The sequence below is a fragment of the Nocardioides mesophilus genome, assembly GCF_014395785.1.
GTDB classification, from domain to species: Bacteria; Actinomycetota; Actinomycetes; order Propionibacteriales; family Nocardioidaceae; genus Nocardioides_B; species Nocardioides_B mesophilus.
Map to the genome: position 1 here is coordinate 2,613,328 of NZ_CP060713.1, position 16,596 is coordinate 2,629,923.

Consider the following 16,596-nt stretch of genomic DNA (forward strand, 5'->3'; position numbering starts at 1 on the left):
ATGAGTCGCAGAGGGATCGGTACGTCGCTGGCGCTGGTGCTGGCCGCGGGGAGCCTCTCGGTCCTGGCCGGCTGCTCCTCCGCCGACGACGGCAACGGTGGCACCGGGGGCGGGGCCGAGGACTATCCGTCGGGCGCGGTCCGGCTGCGCCAGAACGTCCCGACGCCGTGGCAGGACTACACCTTCACCGCGATCAACCTCGAGGGCCACCGGGGGATCGTGGTCGTCGCGCCGCCCGGTGGCGGCCACACCAACGTGCCGGTGACCAGCGGGGACACCGCCGCCGCGGACGGGCTGTCCTTCGAGGTGCTCGACGTGGTCGAGGGCGGCGACGGCGGCGACCAGCCCGGCGCCATGGACGGGCTGATCGTGATCCTCCCCGAGTCCTGACCGCTGTCCCGACCGTCCGTCGGCGATGGCCCGGCGGGACGCGGTAATCCGGGTGCGGCGGCGCTCCGGCCTGCCTAGGCTGGTCGATCGTGGACGTGAGAGAGATCGACGGCGCGGACCCCGAGCTCGCACGACGCTACTGGGAGCTCGGGCGGGCCTCCGAGCTGGCCTACCGCGTCTTCGACTCCTACTGGCCGTGGCAGACCGCCGAGGTCTCGCTGCGCGAGGGCCGCGCCGGCTGGGAGACGCACCTGCTCGGCGCCTTCGACGGTGACAGGCTGGCCGGGGTGGGGATGCTGACGCTGCCGTTGCTGGACAACCCGCACCTGGCCTACCTCAACGTGAACGTCGACCCGGCGTGGCAGCGGCAGGGCTACGGCAGCGCGCTCGCCTCGCAGGTCGAGGAGCTCGCCCGGGAACGCGGCCGACGGGTGATGGCCTGCGACGCCTACGCGCCGCCCGGCGAGGAGACCGCGGGGCTCCGGTTCCTGCTCGCCCACGGCTACACCGTGGGCCTCGAGGACGCCATGAAGGTCGTCGAGCTGGACGCCACCGAGCCGGGCTGGGCGGCGCTGGAGGCCGAGGTGGCGCCGCGGACCGCGGGCTACACCTTCGTCACCTGGGCCGACGTCGTCCCGCAGGAGCTTCTGGAGGACTACTGCCGGCTGCAGGAGGCCTTCTTCGAGCTGGCGCCGCTCGGCGAGATGGAGATCGAGCCGGAGGTCTGGGACGAGCGCCGGGTGCGTGAGCGCGAGGAGTCCAACCGCAACCAGGGCCGACAGGAGGTGTGCACCGCCGTGCTCGCCGCCGACGGCTCGATGGTCGGCCTCACCGAGGTCGCGCTCAACCGGCACGCGCCGCACCGCGGCTTCCAGAGCGGCACGCTGGTGCTGCCGGAGCACCGGGGCCACGCCCTCGGGCTGGCGGTGAAGCTGCGCAACCACCGCGAGCTGCGCTCCCGCTTCCCGCAGTGCCGGATCCTCGTCACCGGCAACGCGGGGATCAACCTGGCGATGAACGCCGTGAACGACCGACTCGGCTACCGGCTGGTGGAGCGGTGCCTCGAGCTGCAGAAGGACCTGTGAGGACCGCGTGAGTGCACTGGAGATCCGACCGCTGGACGCCCACGACGAGGAGGCGCTGGCAGCCTGGCACGCCACCTACCTGGCCGGTGACACCTACGGCCGTGCCCAGGCGACGCCGTGGATGCTGGAGGAGATGCGTGCCGACTTCACCGGCTCCCGCACGGGTGAGCGCTTCCTGCCGTTCAGCGGCCATGCCGACGGCACGGTGGTCGCCGCCGGGCTGCTCGTGCTGCCGCTGCTGGACAACCTCACGTTGGCGCACGCGGAGTGGTGGACGCACCCGGACCACCGGCGGCGCGGCCACGGCTCCGCGATGCTCGAGCACCTGACCCGGGTGGCCCGCGAGCACGGCCGCACCACGCTGGGGACCGAGACGTCGTTCCCGTTCGACGCCCCCGCCGACGGCGCCGGGCACCCGCACGCCGACTTCCTCACCCACCGCGGGTTCACCTTCGCGCTGGGCAACGTGATGCGGGTGCTCCCGCTGCCGCCCGACCTCGACCTGGTACGTCGTCGTGCGGAGGAGGCGGCGCCGTACCACTCCGACTACACGCTGCGCCGCTTCGTCGGCCCGGTGCCCGACGACATCGTGCTGCCCTTCGGCGCGCTGATCGGCAGCCTGATGACCGAGGCGCCGCTGGGCGCCAAGAACCGGGAGGCCGAGGTCTTCGACGAGGAGCGGATCCGCTCCGACGAGGCCGTCTTCGCCGCGTCCGGGCGCACGAAGTACACCACCGTCGCGATCGCGCCGGACGGTGCGGTCGTGGCCTACTCGGAGGTCGTGGTGCCCCGCTACGACCCGGACGTGGTCTACCAGTGGGGCACGCTGGTGCTCGACGGGCACCGCGGCCACCGGCTCGGGATGGCCACCAAGGCGCACAACCTGCTGTGGCTGGTCGAGCAGGAGCCGGACCGGTCCCGGCTGGTGACCTTCAACGCCGAGGTGAACCGGCACATGATCGCGGTCAACGAGGCGCTCGGCTTCCGTCCGGTCGAGCGGCACGCGGAGTTCGAGAAGGAGCTCGGCTGAGGCTCACAGGTCCAGCAGGAACTCGCCCATCACCTCGACCGGGCGGAAGCCCATCTGCTCGTTGATCGAGACCATCGGACCGTTCTGCGGTGAGTTGGTGGTGTGCACCAGCGTCCGTTCCGGGAACTCCCGCTGCAGCGCCCGCAGGTTCGCCGCCTTGACGGCCAGCCCGAGCCGGTGCCCGCGGTGCCGGCGGTCGACGTAGGTGCCCCACTGGCTCACGTGCGGCAGCTCCTCGCCCTTCGGCGGCACCGACAGCGTCGAGTGCGCGACGGTGGCACCGTCGTGCACGGCGACGCTCACCAGAGCCCGGCGGCCGGAGGCGAGCCGGCGCTCGACCTGGGACCGGAAGATCTCGACCGTCATCTGGCCGGCCTCGAAGTCGATCTCGCCGGTGGGCGCGTCGACGGCCAGCTGGTTGTGGAGGTCCACGAGCGAGGGCAGCAGCTCCTCGGGCACGGTGTCGACGTAGGTGCGCAGCTCGTAGCCCTCGTGGTGCGCGGCCGCCTCCTCGACCCAGGCCTGGATCCGCTCGTCGGGGATCGGCAGCTCCTGGACGCGGCGGAGCTCGGCGTTGGCCAGCCGCAGGCCGTGCCGCAGCGCGAACGCGCGCACCGGGTGTCCGTCGTCGGCGGAGACGGGGAAGTAGCCCTGCACCAGCAGCAGGCCGCGGCCCTCGGCGCGCGCCACCTCCTCGGCGTGCTGCAGCGCCGCGGTGCCGGCGCCGCGGCCGCGGTGCGCCGGGACGACGCTGAACGACGAGTACGCCTTGTCCAGGTTGTCGAGCACCGGCACGAACACGATCCCCGACCCGACCGCCTCGTCCTGCTCGTCGAGCACGAGGTAGGGGTACATCCGCTCCTCGGGGTCGTCGTCGGTGACGATCAGCAGCGCCTCGTCCTCGGTCCACAGCGGGGTGTCCGGCCGGTCGTGCCGGTGCGCGGCTGCGCCGGTGCGGTGCCACTGGCGCAGGGCCGGCTTGTCGGCGGGGTCGAGCGCGAGGATCCTCATGGCCGTCACGGTAGGGCGCGGGCGCGCGGCCACGCACCCGCTTTTCCGGACGACTGGATCCGCGACCACACGACGCGCTCGACGAGCAGTGTGACGGTGCCGGCGACCAGCATGCCGAGCAGGTTCAGACCGAGCTGGAGCGCGGCGTCACCGACCTCGGACCACACCCCGGCGCCGAGGCACAGTGCGATGGTGCCGACCGCGGGCACCGTGGTGACCGAGATGAACACCCCGACCAGCGGCCCGGACTTCGAGGTCGTCAGCGACAGGACGCCCGCCACGCCGGCCAGCAGCGCGATCACCAGCGACCAGACGTCGGGCTTGACGATGAACGAGGTGAGCTCGCCGCTGGCGGCCTGCTCGGCGGAGACCAGGCCGGTCAGGTGGCCGAGCCACCACAGCGGGGTCGCCACCAGGACGGCGATCGCGAAGCCGACCGTCAGGGTGCGCACCGCGCCGGGCAGCAGGGAGAGCCGCGGCCGGGCCAGCGCGAGGCAGATGGCTGCCACCGGCGAGAACTCCGGGCCGACCACCATCGCCCCCACGATGAGGATCGGCTGGTCGAGCAGCCGGCCGGCGCCGGCGATCAGCGTGGCGAGGGTGAGGAACGAGCAGAACGACCAGGACAGCACGCTCTCGCTGCGCACGCGGTTCTCCACGACGTCCCAGACGACCCCGTCGTCCGGCTCGCCGGGTGCCGCCGCCTCCGCGGCCCTGGCCGCGTCGGAGAGGATCGTCCCGGGCTCGGAGAGCATGATCGACCCGCTGTGGTGCAGGTCGAGCGCGCGCAGCGCGGCCACCACCGGGTTCGCGCCCTCCCGGGCGACGTCGGCGAGCACCAGGGCGCCCGGAGGCTTGGCGTAGCCGTCCGCGAAGACGGCCACGTTGGTCACCGTGTCGTCGTTCTGGAGCAGCTCGGTGACCTCGGGGAGGCGGTGGCGGGGGACCCGCAGCTGGAGGTGCAACACCCCCTGAGTGTCCTCCCCCGAGGCGCCGGTGCGGGGGACCCGGCGCCTTCGGGTCGGGGCAGTCTCAGAGCGTGCGGCGCAGCGTCGGGACGACCGCGACGGGGCGGAACCCCAGCCGCTCGTTGATGGCCACCATCCAGGCGTTGGTCTCGGCGTTCGTGGTGATCACCCGGCGCAGGTCGGGTCGGTGCTCCTGCAGCAGCCGCAGGTTGGCGACCTTGAGCGCGGCCCCGAGCCGGTGCCCGCGGTGGTCGGGATGCACCAGCGTCCCCCACTGGTGGGCCTCGTCGTCGTCGCGGGCCACGCCGAGGTCGGAGTGCGCGACCACCCGCCCGTCGAGCAGGGCGACCGAGGAGAACATCGTTCGACCGATCTTCTCGTTGAGGTCGTCGCGCTCGCGGACGTCCTCCGGCGTCGATGCGCCCGCCTCGACCTCCACCTCGCCCATCGGCGCCTCGAGCATGAACATGTTGTTCAGCTCGCACCAGGACGGCAGCAGCTCGTCGGGTAGGCGGCCCACGAAGCTGCGCACCTCGTAGTCGCCGCGCTTCTGCTCCGCCTCCTCCGCGACCTCGTCGAGCAGCTCCGCGGCCACCGGCAGCTCGAGGTTGCGCTGGATCTCGATGTTGGCGGTGCGGAAGCCCTGGCGCGCCGCCCACGCCAGGATCGGCGAGCTCTCCCTGTCCTCGAAGGGGATCCCGGCGCCGGCCAGCAGCTGGGTGCGCCCCTCGGCGCGGGCCACCTCGACGATGCCGTCGACGAGCACCGCGCCGATGCCCCGCCCGCGCAGCTCGGGCTCGACCGCCGCGAACACCCAGGCGGAGTCCAGGTTGTCGAGCAGGCCGAGCATCAGGAAGCCGGCCCCGACCATCCGTGAGGTCGCCGGGTCCCAGGCCGCGACGCCGACGGTCCGGCGCTCGCGGGTCGGCTCGCGGAGGATCCCGGACAGCTCCTCGAGGGTCCACATCGGGTTCCAGGGCCGACCGTCCTCCTTCTCGGCGCGCCACAGGATCTCGTGGAACCGGCGGACCTGCTGGTCGTCGCGGGGGTCGAACGGTCGGATCTCCATGGGCGGCACGCTAGGCGCCGTCCCCGCTGCAGTCACCTGCTTTTCGCCGACGGCACGGCCACCGGTCCCGGTGCCGCGGACCGGGAAGGGCAGTCAGAGCTTGCGGAGCCGGACGAACCGCACCGAGTGGTCGGCGGACTTGCGCAGCACCAGGGTGGCCCGGCCGCGGGTGGGCTGGACGTTCTGCTTCAGGTTCGGCCCGTTGACCTCGTCCCAGATCCGGTTGGCCTCGGCGACCGCTTCGTCCGCGCTGAGGGCGGCGTAGCGGGCGAAGTAGGAGGCCGGGTTCCGGAAGGCCGTCTCCCGCAGCCGCAGGAACCGGTCGACGTACCAGCGGCGGATGTCCGCGGTCGCCGCGTCGACGTACACCGAGAAGTCGAAGAAGTCGCTGATCGCCAGGCCGGTGGAGCCGTCGTCGCGGGCCCGGGCCGGCTGCAGCACGTTGAGGCCCTCGATGATGACGATGTCCGGGCTCTCGATGAGCACCTTCTCGTCGGGGACCACGTCGTAGACCAGGTGGGAGTACGTCGGCGCCTCCACCTGGTCCTTGCCGGACTTGATGTCCATCACGAAGCGCAGCAGCGCCCGGCGGTCGTAGGACTCCGGGAAGCCCTTGCGCGACATCAGCCCGCGCCGCTCGAGCTCGGCGTTGGGGTAGAGGAAGCCGTCGGTGGTGACCAGCGCCACCGACGGGTGCGCCGGCCAGTGCGCCAGCATGTGCTGCAGCACCCGGGCGGTGGTGGACTTGCCGACGGCCACCGAGCCGGCCAGCCCGATCACGAACGGGGTGCGGGGCGGCTGCGGCTGGTTGAGGAACGCCTCCTGGGCCCGGTGCAGCGCGGTCGCGCTCTCGACGTACATGCTCAGCAGCCGCGACAGCGGCAGGTAGACCTGCTGCACCTCGTCGAGGTCGAGCTCGTCCCCGAGACCGCGGACCCGGTCGATCTCCACCGGCGTCAGCGGTTGCTCGGTCGCGGCCCCCAGGGCGGCCCAGGCGGCCCGGTCGAGCTCGACGTACGGGCCCGACTCGCGGTCGCCGTGTCCGGAAGACATGTCCGGCATTGTGCCCGCACGCCCGCACGGCGCCCGCCCGCGGGGTCCAGGAGGTCCCCGCGCCGCCGGTAGAGTGCAGCCCATGTGCGGAATCGTCGGGTACGTCGGACCCCAGCAGGCCGAGGACATCGTGGTGAACGGGCTGCGGAGGCTCGAGTACCGCGGCTACGACTCGGCCGGGGTGGCCCTCGTCGTCGACGGCAAGCTGGTCTCGGAGAAGCGGGCCGGCAAGATCGCCAACCTGGACAAGGCGCTCGCCGACCACCCGCTGCCCGAGTCGACGACCGGGATCGGGCACACCCGGTGGGCCACCCACGGGCCGCCGACCGACCGCAACGCCCACCCGCACCTCGGCCAGCAGAACCGGGTCGCGCTCGTCCACAACGGGATCATCGAGAACTTCGCGCAGCTGCGCACCGAGCTGGAGAACGCCGGCCACGAGCTGCGCTCCGACACCGACACCGAGGTGGCCGCGCACCTGCTCGAGGCCGAGGTGAGCGCCGGCGCGGACCTGACCACCGCGATGCAGCACGTGTGCAACCGGCTCGAGGGCGCCTTCACCCTGGTGGCCGTCGACGCCCACGACGCCGACCGGGTGGTCGCCGCCCGGCGCAACTCGCCGCTGGTGGTCGGGCTCGGCGAGGGCGAGAACTTCCTGGCCTCCGACGTGGCCGCGTTCATCGAGCACACCCGTGAGGCGCTGGAGCTCGGCCAGGACCAGGTGGTGACGATCACCCGCGAGGGCGTCGAGGTCACCGACTTCCACGGCAAGCCCGCCGAGGCCAAGCCCTACCACGTCGACTGGGACCTCTCGGCCGCCGAGAAGGACGGCTACGACTGGTTCATGCGCAAGGAGATCCACGAGCAGCCCCGGGCGATCGCGGACTCCATGCTGGGCCGCCGCGACGCCTCCGGCGCGCTGCAGCTCGACGAGATCCGGATCAGCGAGGGCGAGCTGCGCGACGTCGACAAGATCATCGTCGTCGCCTGCGGCACCGCCTTCTACGCCGGCCTGGTCGCGAAGTACGCCATCGAGCACTGGACCCGGATCCCCTGCGAGGTCGAGCTGGCCCACGAGTTCCGCTACCGCGACCCGATCCTGACCCGCGACACCCTGGTGGTCGCGATCAGCCAGTCCGGGGAGACCGCGGACACGCTGATGGCCATCCGGCACGCCCGCGAGCAGCGCGCCAAGGTGCTGGCGATCTGCAACACCAACGGCTCCACGATCCCGCGGGAGTCCGACGCGGTCATCTACACCCACGCCGGCCCGGAGATCGGGGTCGCCTCGACCAAGGGCTTCATGACCCAGCTGGTCGCCTGCTACCTGCTCGCGCTCTACCTCGCCCAGGTCCGTGGCACCCGGTACGGCGACGAGATCTCCAGCGTGGTCCGCGAGCTGGAGAAGATGCCCGAGCACGTGCAGCGGGTGCTCGACGAGTCCGGCCCGGTGCACGAGCTCGCCGCGGAGCTCCGCGACGCGAAGTCGGTGCTGTTCCTCGGCCGGCACACCGGCTACCCGATCGCGCTCGAGGGCGCGCTGAAGCTCAAGGAGCTGGCCTACATCCACGCCGAGGGCTTCGCCGCCGGCGAGCTCAAGCACGGCCCGATCGCGCTGGTCGAGGACCAGATGCCGGTCTTCTGCGTCATCCCCCCGCAGGGTCGCGACTTCCTGCACGACAAGATGGTCAGCGGGATCCAGGAGGTCCGGGCCCGCGGCGCCCGCACGATCGTGCTGGCCGAGGAGGACGACGACTCGGTGGCGCCGTACGCCGACGTGCTGATCCGGCTGCCCAAGGTGCCGACGCTGCTGCAGCCGATGGTCGCGGTGGTGCCGTTCCAGCTGTTCGCCTGCGAGCTGGCCACCCAGAAGGGCCACGACGTGGACCAGCCGCGCAACCTCGCCAAGTCCGTCACCGTCGAGTAGGGCTCTCGTGATCGTCGGGGTGGGGATCGACGTGGTCGACATCGGCCGCTTCGAGGCATCGCTGGAGCGGACGCCGGGGCTGCTGCACCGGCTGTTCACCGAGCAGGAGCAGCAGCGGCCGCTGGCGTCGCTGGCGGCCCGGTTCGCGGCCAAGGAGGCGCTCGCCAAGGCGCTCGGCGCACCGACCGGGATGGCCTGGCTGGACGCCGAGGTGGTCAACGAGGCCTCCGGCGACCCGCAGTTCGAGATCCGCGGCTCGGTGCGCGCCCGGGCCGACGCGCTCGGCGCGGGCAGCATCCACGTCTCGCTCAGCCACGACGCCGGGATCGCCTCCGCCGTGGTCGTCATCGAGCGCTGACCGGCCCCGCCTGCGCGGCGGGCCTTAGGGTGGCGGGCATGCGGAGCGCGCACACCGTCGAGCAGGTCCGGGCCGCCGAGGCCGAGCTGATGGCCCGGATGCCGGAGGGTGCCCTGATGCAGCGGGCCGCCGCCGGGCTGGCCTACGCGGTGGTGGAGTTCCTCGGCCGCTCGTACGGAGCCCGGGTGCTCCTGCTGGTCGGCGCCGGGAACAACGGCGGGGACGCCCTGTACGCCGGCGCGATGCTGGCCGGCCGCGGGGCCGGCGTGGAGGCGGTGCTGCTCGCCCCGGAGCACGCCCACGCGGGCGGTCTGGCGGCGTTGCGGGCCGCCGGCGGCCGGGTGGTCCCGGGACCGCGCAGCACGCCGGACGTCGTGGTCGACGGGATCGTCGGGATCGGCGGCCAGGGGGGCCTGCGCCCCGAGGCGGCGGCGCTGGTGGCCGGCCTCGGCGACGTACCCGTGGTGGCGGTGGACACCCCCAGCGGCGTGGACGTCGACACCGGCCGGATCGAGGGGCCGCACGTGCAGGCGGCGGTCACGGTGACCTTCGGCACCCACAAGGTCGCGCACCTCGTCGACCCGGCGGCCCGTGCCTGCGGGGCGGTGCACCTGGTCGACCTCGGCCTGGACCTGCCGCCGGCCGCGGTCACCGCGCTGCAGGCCGGCGACGTGACGGCGATGCTTCCGGTCCCGGAGCCGACCGCCCACAAGTACACCCGCGGCGTGGTCGGGGTCCGCGCCGGCTCGCAGACCTACCCCGGCGCGGCGGTGCTGTGCGTCGCGGGCGCGGCGACCGGCCTGGTCGGGATGGTGCGCTACGTCGGCGGGGCGGACGACCTGGTGCACGCCACCCACCCCGAGGTGGTGGTCGGTGCCGGCCAGGTCCAGGCGTGGGTGGTCGGCTCGGGAGGCGGCGAGGGTGCGGCCGCCGCGCTGCGCGAGGCGCTCGCCGACGGCGTCCCGCTGGTCCTGGACGCGGACGCCCTCGCGGCCCTCGACGCTCCGCTGCCGGTGCCGGCGCTGCTGACCCCGCACGCCGGGGAGCTGGCCCGGATGCTCGACGTGGACCGGACCGAGGTCGAGGCCGACCAGCTCGGGCACGCGCGGAAGGCCGCGGACCGGTTCGGCTGCGTGGTGCTGCTCAAGGGCCGGCACACCCTGGTCGCGCACCCCGACGGCCGGGTCCGCGCCACCACCGTCGGGCCGCCGTGGCTGGCCACCGCAGGCGCGGGTGACGTGCTGGCCGGGCTCTGCGGCTCGCTGCTCGCCGCCGGGCTCGACCCGTTCGACGCCGGCTCGGTCGGCTCCTGGCTGCACGGTGCCGCGGCCGCCGCGGCGAGCGCGGGCGGGCCGCTGCAGGCCGGGGACGTCGCGGCCGCGCTGCCCCGGGTCTGCCGGGCGCTGCTGGCCTGACGCGCCCGGCGGCGCTGGCCAGACCGCTGGGGCCGGCGGGGCCAGGTGGGCCGGGTGCCGAAGCCCAGTGGCCGTGGCCGGACGACGACACCGGCGAGTCCGATGAGAGACTGTCGCCGCCATGACCAGCCCCGAGCGCCCTGCACGCCCCGAGCCCGCCGGCCGGCGGGTGCAGCGCGCGCCGCGGGCCGAGGTGGTCGTCGACCTGGCCGCGATCCGGGACAACGTGGCCACGCTGCGACGGATCGTCGGCCCGGCGCAGCTGATGACGGTGGTCAAGGCCGACGGCTACGGCCACGGCATGGTCGAGGTCGCCCGGGCGGCCCGCGACGCCGGGGCGCAGTGGCTGGGGGTCGCGGTCGCCGAGGAGGCCCTGGCGCTGCGGGCCGCCGGCGACACCGGTCCGCTGCTCTGCTGGCTGGCCGTTCCCGGCGAGGACTACGCCCCGCTGGTCGAGGCCGGGGTCGACGTCACCGCCTACACCGTCGAGGAGCTCGACGAGGTGGTCGCCGCCGCCCGCGGTCTGGGGACGCCGGCCCGGGTGCAGCTCAAGATCGACACCGGCCTCTCCCGCGGCGGCTCCCCGCGCGAGCTCTGGCCCGCGCTGGTGCAGGCCGCCGTCCGCGCCGAGGCCGGGGGAGCGCTGCGGGTCACCGGAGTCTGGTCGCACCTCGCCTGCGCCGACGAGCCCGAGCACCCGGCCAACGCCGAGCAGGAGCAGGCGTTCCGGGAGGCCTGCGAGGTGGCGACCGCCGCCGGGCTGGCCCCCGAGGTGCGTCACCTGGCCAACTCGGCGGCTGCGCTGCTGCGTCCCTCGGCGCGCTTCGACCTGGTCCGGTGCGGCATCGCCAGCTACGGCCTGAGCCCTGCGCCGGACGTGGTCGGCCCCGCCGAGCTCGGGCTGGTGCCCGCGATGACGGTGCAGGGCCGGCTCGCCCTGGTGAAGCAGATCCCTGCAGGGGCAGGCGTCTCCTACGGGCACACCTATCGCGCCGCGACGCCGGAGACGGTTGGCGTCGTCCCGCTGGGGTACGGCGACGGGGTGCCCCGGCACGCGTCCGGGCGCGCCGAGGTGCTGGTCGGAGGCCGGCGCCGTCCGGTCCGCGGCCGGATCTGCATGGACCAGTTCGTGGTCGGCGTGGACGACGACGTACGCACCGGCGACCCCGTCGTACTGTTCGGCAGGGGAGACGACGGCGCACCCACCGCTCAGGACTGGGCGGAGGCGTGCGGCACCATCTCCTACGAGATCGTCACGCGTGTCGGGGGCCGGGCGCGACGCAGGCACGTGGACGGAAGGAGCGCGGAGTGAAGAGGCAACGGCTGCTCGGCATGGCCGCCGCCGGCGTCGGCGCGACCGTGGCCGCGCTCGCCACCGGGCTGGTCGTCGAGCGCCGGGTGGTCACCAGCCGCAAGGCCGGCGCCGCGGACGCCGACCGGCTCGGGGGGTTGCGCTCGGACCCGGTGACGGTCGTCGCCGACGACGGGCTCGAGCTCTACGCCGAGGTCGACGAGGTGAAGCCGTACCGGAACGGCAACGCCGTCCCGCGCGCCGAGCACGAGCCCACGCTGGTGTTCGTGCACGGCTACGCGCTGAACCTGGACTGCTGGCACTTCCAGCGACGCCACTACCGGGGCAAGCACCGGATGGTCTTCTACGACCAGCGCTCCCACGGTCGTTCGGAGCGTTCTTCGCGTGAGAACGCGACCATCGACCAGCTCGGCGACGACCTCGCCGCGGTGATCGACGACCTGGTGCCCGAGGGGCCGATCGTGCTGATCGGTCACTCGATGGGGGGCATGACGCTGATGACCTTCGCCGAGCAGCAACCCGAGGTGTTCGACGACCGGGTGGTCGCCGCGGCGCTGATCTCGACGACCGCCGGTGGCCTGCACCCGCACCGGATGCTCAGCACGCTGATCCCCGACCGGGTCGGCGGCACCCTCGGCCCCGGCTGATCGCCATGCTCGCCCGGGCTCCCGAGCTCGTCGACAGCGCCCGGCGACGCGGCTCGAACATCGGCTTCCTGGTCACCGACCGGTTCGCCTTCGGCGACGAGGTGCCACCGTCCTACGTCGAGTTCGTCGACGAGATGCTGGCCGGGACGCCGTTCGACGTGATCGCGGAGTTCTTCCCGCACTTCGAGTCCCTGGACAAGTTCTCGGTGCTGCACGCCTTCGCCGCCATCCCCACCACCATCCTGTGCGGCACCAAGGACCTGCTGACCTCGGTGGGGCACAGCCGCAAGATGGCCAAGCGCATCGAGGGGGCGCGGCTCGTCGAGGCGGTCGGCGCCGGCCACATGGTGATCCTCGAGCGGGCGGAGAAGGTGAACAGCGTCCTCGACGAGCTGCTCGCGGAGGTCGTCCGGCGCCGCGGCGACTCGCAGGCGTCATGATCGAGGTCGCCGAGGTCGGTCCCGAGCGTGCCGGCGACGTCGTGTCGGTGATCCACGCCGGGTTCGGCGCCCGCGAGGTGCTCGACCCGCCGTCGACCGCGACGGAGGAGACGGTGCAGACGGTGGCGGCCGCGCTCACCGCCCACGGCGGTCTGCTGGCGACGGCCGACGCCGTCCCGGTCGGGGCGCTGCTGTTCGAGCCGCAGGGCCAGCTGCTCGGCCTGCGCCGGGTCTCGGTCGACCCGGACGAGCAGGGGCGCGGCGTCGCCCGGGCGCTGGTCCGCCGCGCCGAGCGGGTGGCGGAGGAGCGGGGCTTCGAGGGGGTGCTGCTCACCGCCCGCGCGGAGCTGCCGCGCACCGTCCGATTCTGGCAGCACCTCGGCTACGCCGAGACCGGCCGCGAGGGGTCGCTGCTGACGCTGGCCCGGGTGCTGCCGGTCCGGGTCGAGGCCGCCACCGCCGAGCAGGCGCAGGAGCTCGGCCGCCGGCTGGCCGTCGTGCTGCGGGCCGGCGACCTGGTGATCCTCAGCGGGGACCTCGGCGCCGGGAAGACCACCTTCACCCAGGGCCTCGGCGGCGGCCTCGACGTCCGCGGCTCCGTCACCTCCCCGACCTTCGTGATCTCCCGGGTGCATCCCTCGCTGGTCGGCGGCCCCGCGCTGGTCCACGTCGACGCCTACCGGCTGGGCGGCATCGAGGAGCTCGACGACCTCGACCTGGACACCTCCCTGGAGGACGCCGTCACCGTGGTCGAGTGGGGCGAGGGGGTCGCGGAGGGGCTGGCCGACACCCGCCTCGAGGTCCGGATCACCCGGGCCCGCGCCGACGACACGGCTCCGGTCCCCGACGGACCGGGCCCGGAGGGGGACGGGGAGGAGCCGCGCGACCCGCGCACCTTCACCTTCGTCCCGGTGGGCTCCCGGTGGATCGGGTCCGGCCTGCGGTCGGCCCTGGACTAGCCTCGTCGCCGTGCTCCTCGCCTTCGACACCGCCACCGAGGCCGTCACCGTCGCCCTGCACGACGGCGAACGGGTAGTCGCCGCGTCCACCACCGTCGACGCCCGCCGGCACGGCGAGCTCCTCGCCCCGGCGATCGCGGCCGTGCTGGACCGCGCCGGCATCGTCCGCCAGGACCTCACCGCGCTCGCGGTCGGCGTCGGCCCGGGGCCGTTCACCGGGCTGCGGGTCGGCCTGGTGACCGCCCGGACCCTGGCCCTGGTGCTCGACGTCCCGGTGTACGGCGTGTGCACGCTCGACGTGCTGGCCGCCCAGGCGCTCGACGAAGGCGCCACCGGCGGCGAGCCGTTCCTGGTGGCCACCGACGCGCGCCGCAAGGAGGTCTACTGGGCCGGCTACGACGCGGCCGGCGTGCGGCTGCAGGGCCCCCAGGTCTCGAAGCCGGCCGAGGTCGCAACCGAGGCGTTCGTGGTCGGCCGCGGCGCGCTGCTCTACCCCGACGCCTTCCCCCGCCCGGTGGGCCCCGAGCACCCCGACGCCGGCGTGCTCGCCGCCGTGGTCGCCGGTGAGCGCGCCGAGCTGCTCGACCCGGAGCCGCTCTACCTGCGCCGCCCCGACGCGGCGGCCGCGCACCGCCCCAAGCGCGTCTCGTGACGCGAGCCGCCGGGCCGGCCGACGTGGCCGCGGTGGTGCGGCTGGAGCAGGAGCTGTTCGGGCCGGACGCGTGGAGCGAGCCGCAGGTACGCGAGGAGCTGCTCGGCGCGCGCCGCCGCTCCTGGGTGGCGCTCGCCGGCCCGGCACCCGGTCGGGTGGTCGGCTACGCGGTGACGCTGCGCTCCGGCGACGTCGCCGACCTCCAGCGGATCGGCGTCGACCCGGCGCACCGGCGGCGTGGCCTGGCCCGTGCGCTGCTGGCCGGCGCGGTCGACGCGGCGGCCGCGGACGGCGCCGTACGCCTGCTGCTGGAGGTGTCCGCCGGCAACGCCGCCGCGATCGGGTTCTACGCCGCCGTGGGGTTCGCGCCGATCGCCCGGCGACGGCGCTACTACCGCGACGGTTCGGACGCGCTGGTCATGGAGCGACCGCTCCGGAGCTGAACGTGGTGACGACCCGGTAGCCGAGCCGCTCGTAGAGCCGCACCGCGGTCGCGTTGTCGCTGTAGACGCCGAGGCTGGCCAGCCCGGTGCCGTCGCGGAGCGCGTGGTTGGTCAGCGCCGCGCTGAGCGCGGTGCCGAGGCCGGCGCCGCGGGCGTCGGGGTGCACCGCGATGCCGCGCAGCTGGAGAGTGCCGTCGTGCATCCGCTGCAGCGCACCGGTGGCCAGCAGCCGGCCGGCGCGCCGCACGCCCAGCCACAGCGCGATCCCCGGTGCGCCCGGCCGCGCGAAGCTGTCCGCGTTGGCGACGTCGAGCAGCGCGTCGACCGCGGCGCCGTCCGCGGCGGCGTCCAGCCGCTCCACCGGGTGGGTCTCCCGCCCGGCCACCGGCGTGGTGGTGGTCATCCAGTGCCACTGGTGCGGGTCGGTCAGGTGCCACGCGCCGGGCACCCGGGCCGGGACCTCGACGCGGACCCGGGCCGGCTGGTCGCCGACGCCGACGACGTGCGCCATCAGCGGCTCGAGCTGCCCGGCCGGACCGAGGCAGGTGTAGACCGAGCCCTCCGGCGCCTCCCCGGGGCGGCCCCGCACCCCGTCGAGGACCACCGCGTCGCCGAGCAGCCAGGCACGGCGTACGTCGTCCGGGGCGATCTGGTGCCTCAGGAAGGGGTGGCCGGTCCGCGCCAGGGCCACCGGGACCGTCACGTCGCTGATCTCCTGCACCCGGTCATTGTCCGGGTGCGGTGGGTGGGCGTCGCCGCCGGTGCACCGGTCGGCACAATGGAGCCCATGACCGACCGGCCGCTGATCCTCGGGATCGAGACCTCCTGCGACGAGACCGGTGTCGGCATCGTGCACGGGCACACCCTGCTCGCCGACGCGGTGGCCTCCAGCGTCGAGGAGCACGCCCGGTTCGGCGGCGTGGTGCCCGAGGTGGCCTCCCGCGCGCACCTGGAGGCGATGGTGCCCACGATCGAGCGCGCCTGCGAGGACGCCGGCGTGAAGCTGCACGACGTCGACGCGATCGCGGTCACCAGCGGCCCCGGGCTCGCCGGCGCCCTGCTGGTCGGGGTCGCGGCGGCGAAGGCGCTCGCGGTCGGGCTCGGCAAGCCGCTCTACGGGGTGAACCACCTCGCCGCGCACGTGGCCGTCGACCAGCTCGAGCACGGACCGCTGCCGGAGCCGTGCATCGCGATGCTGGTCAGCGGCGGGCACTCCTCGCTGCTGCGGGTCGCGGACGTGACCGGCGACGTCGTACCCCTCGGGGCGACCATCGACGACGCCGCCGGCGAGGCCTTCGACAAGGTCGCGCGGCTGCTCGGGCTGCCCTTCCCGGGCGGGCCGCACATCGACCGCGAGGCCAGGTCCGGCTCCTCGGTCGCGATCGACTTCCCGCGCGGGCTCAGCTCGCAGCGGGACCTGCAGCGGCACCGCTTCGACTTCTCGTTCTCCGGGCTGAAGACCGCCGTCGCCCGCTGGGTCGAGGCCCGCGAGCGGGCCGGCGAGCCGGTGCCGGTGGCCGACGTCGCCGCCTCGTTCCAGGAGGCGGTCTGCGACGTCCTGACCCGCAAGGCCGTCGACGCCGCCGCGGACCAGGGCATCGAGGACATCCTGGTCGGTGGCGGCGTCGCGGCGAACTCCCGGCTGCGGGTGCTGGTGGAGGAACGCGCGTCCGCCCGGGGGATCCGGGTGCGGGTGCCGCGACCGGGGTTGTGCACCGACAACGGCGCGATGGTGGCCGCGCTCGGCGCGGAGATGGTCGCGCGGGGCCGCCGGCCCTCGGGCCTGGACCTGCCGGCGGATTCCTCGATGCCGGTCACCGAGGTGCTCGCCGGCTGA

At 74.3% G+C, this 16,596-nt stretch carries 18 protein-coding genes; 13 read left to right on the forward strand and 5 right to left on the reverse strand.

The features are described 5' to 3' along the window. The 3 genes from H9L09_RS12620 (at position 1) to H9L09_RS12630 (ending at position 2,505) form a co-directional block, all read left to right on the forward strand. On the forward strand, positions 1 to 390 hold the full coding sequence (locus tag H9L09_RS12620) for a hypothetical protein (protein ID WP_187577280.1): 390 nt from the start codon (positions 1 to 3) through the stop codon (positions 388 to 390). Positions 391 to 479: 89 nt separating this feature from the next. Continuing rightward, positions 480 to 1,475 (forward strand): GNAT family N-acetyltransferase, encoded by a 996-nt coding sequence (locus tag H9L09_RS12625; protein ID WP_187577281.1) that lies wholly within the window; start codon positions 480 to 482, stop codon positions 1,473 to 1,475. A gap of 7 nt (positions 1,476 to 1,482) precedes the next feature. After that, positions 1,483 to 2,505, forward strand: a complete 1,023-nt coding sequence (locus H9L09_RS12630; RefSeq protein ID WP_187577282.1) for a GNAT family N-acetyltransferase — start codon at positions 1,483 to 1,485, stop codon at positions 2,503 to 2,505. A 3-nt stretch (positions 2,506 to 2,508) separates the two neighbouring features. Here the strand turns inward: H9L09_RS12630 and H9L09_RS12635 are convergent, their stop codons facing one another. The 4 genes from H9L09_RS12635 to coaA form a co-directional block, all read right to left on the reverse strand. Beyond that, positions 2,509 to 3,516 (reverse strand): GNAT family N-acetyltransferase, encoded by a 1,008-nt coding sequence (locus H9L09_RS12635; protein WP_187577283.1) that lies wholly within the window; start codon positions 3,514 to 3,516, stop codon positions 2,509 to 2,511. 5 nt (positions 3,517 to 3,521) lie between these two features. Next, entirely contained in the window at positions 3,522 to 4,484 is a 963-nt protein-coding gene (locus H9L09_RS12640; RefSeq protein ID WP_187577284.1) for a DUF389 domain-containing protein, read from the reverse strand. A 64-nt stretch (positions 4,485 to 4,548) separates the two neighbouring features. After that, positions 4,549 to 5,553 carry a GNAT family N-acetyltransferase gene (locus tag H9L09_RS12645; protein ID WP_187577285.1) on the reverse strand — a complete coding sequence of 335 codons (1,005 nt, stop codon included), beginning with the start codon at positions 5,551 to 5,553 and terminating at the stop codon, positions 4,549 to 4,551. Between the two features lie 93 nt (positions 5,554 to 5,646). Next, positions 5,647 to 6,606 (reverse strand): type I pantothenate kinase, encoded by a 960-nt coding sequence (coaA, locus tag H9L09_RS12650; RefSeq protein ID WP_187577286.1) that lies wholly within the window; start codon positions 6,604 to 6,606, stop codon positions 5,647 to 5,649. Positions 6,607 to 6,688: 82 nt separating this feature from the next. Between coaA and glmS the strand changes: the two genes are divergently transcribed. From glmS to rimI, 9 genes are all read left to right on the forward strand, one after another. Continuing rightward, complete coding sequence (glmS, locus tag H9L09_RS12655; RefSeq protein ID WP_187577287.1) at positions 6,689 to 8,533, forward strand: glutamine--fructose-6-phosphate transaminase (isomerizing); 1,845 nt, start codon at positions 6,689 to 6,691, stop codon at positions 8,531 to 8,533. A gap of 7 nt (positions 8,534 to 8,540) precedes the next feature. Continuing rightward, positions 8,541 to 8,891, forward strand: coding sequence for a holo-ACP synthase (locus tag H9L09_RS12660; protein ID WP_187577288.1), 351 nt, complete (start codon positions 8,541 to 8,543; stop codon positions 8,889 to 8,891). Between the two features lie 38 nt (positions 8,892 to 8,929). After that, entirely contained in the window at positions 8,930 to 10,306 is a 1,377-nt protein-coding gene (locus H9L09_RS12665; protein ID WP_187577289.1) for an NAD(P)H-hydrate dehydratase, read from the forward strand. A 121-nt stretch (positions 10,307 to 10,427) separates the two neighbouring features. After that, on the forward strand, positions 10,428 to 11,618 hold the full coding sequence (gene alr, locus H9L09_RS12670) for an alanine racemase (protein ID WP_187577290.1): 1,191 nt from the start codon (positions 10,428 to 10,430) through the stop codon (positions 11,616 to 11,618). After that, on the forward strand, positions 11,615 to 12,265 hold the full coding sequence (locus H9L09_RS22135) for an alpha/beta fold hydrolase (protein WP_246455996.1): 651 nt from the start codon (positions 11,615 to 11,617) through the stop codon (positions 12,263 to 12,265). Before alr ends, H9L09_RS22135 begins: the two co-directional genes overlap by 4 nt. Positions 12,266 to 12,270: 5 nt before the next feature. Then, a complete protein-coding gene (locus tag H9L09_RS22140; RefSeq protein WP_246455997.1) occupies positions 12,271 to 12,705 on the forward strand; it encodes an alpha/beta fold hydrolase in 435 nt (144 codons plus the stop codon). Beyond that, complete coding sequence (tsaE, locus tag H9L09_RS12680; protein ID WP_187577291.1) at positions 12,702 to 13,664, forward strand: tRNA (adenosine(37)-N6)-threonylcarbamoyltransferase complex ATPase subunit type 1 TsaE; 963 nt, start codon at positions 12,702 to 12,704, stop codon at positions 13,662 to 13,664. Before H9L09_RS22140 ends, tsaE begins: the two co-directional genes overlap by 4 nt. Before the next feature lie 10 nt (positions 13,665 to 13,674). Continuing rightward, positions 13,675 to 14,316 carry a tRNA (adenosine(37)-N6)-threonylcarbamoyltransferase complex dimerization subunit type 1 TsaB gene (gene tsaB / locus H9L09_RS12685; protein ID WP_187577292.1) on the forward strand — a complete coding sequence of 214 codons (642 nt, stop codon included), beginning with the start codon at positions 13,675 to 13,677 and terminating at the stop codon, positions 14,314 to 14,316. After that, on the forward strand, positions 14,313 to 14,759 hold the full coding sequence (gene rimI, locus H9L09_RS12690; RefSeq protein WP_187577293.1) for a ribosomal protein S18-alanine N-acetyltransferase: 447 nt from the start codon (positions 14,313 to 14,315) through the stop codon (positions 14,757 to 14,759). The genes tsaB and rimI overlap by 4 nt, the downstream gene beginning before the upstream one ends. On the opposite strand, the gene H9L09_RS12695 is transcribed toward rimI, so the two are convergent. Beyond that, on the reverse strand, positions 14,734 to 15,480 hold the full coding sequence (locus tag H9L09_RS12695) for a GNAT family N-acetyltransferase (protein ID WP_187577294.1): 747 nt from the start codon (positions 15,478 to 15,480) through the stop codon (positions 14,734 to 14,736). The genes rimI and H9L09_RS12695 overlap by 26 nt on opposite strands. A gap of 66 nt (positions 15,481 to 15,546) precedes the next feature. Here H9L09_RS12695 and tsaD point away from each other — a divergent pair, with 66 nt between their 5' ends. After that, on the forward strand, positions 15,547 to 16,596 hold the full coding sequence (gene tsaD / locus H9L09_RS12700; protein ID WP_187577295.1) for a tRNA (adenosine(37)-N6)-threonylcarbamoyltransferase complex transferase subunit TsaD: 1,050 nt from the start codon (positions 15,547 to 15,549) through the stop codon (positions 16,594 to 16,596).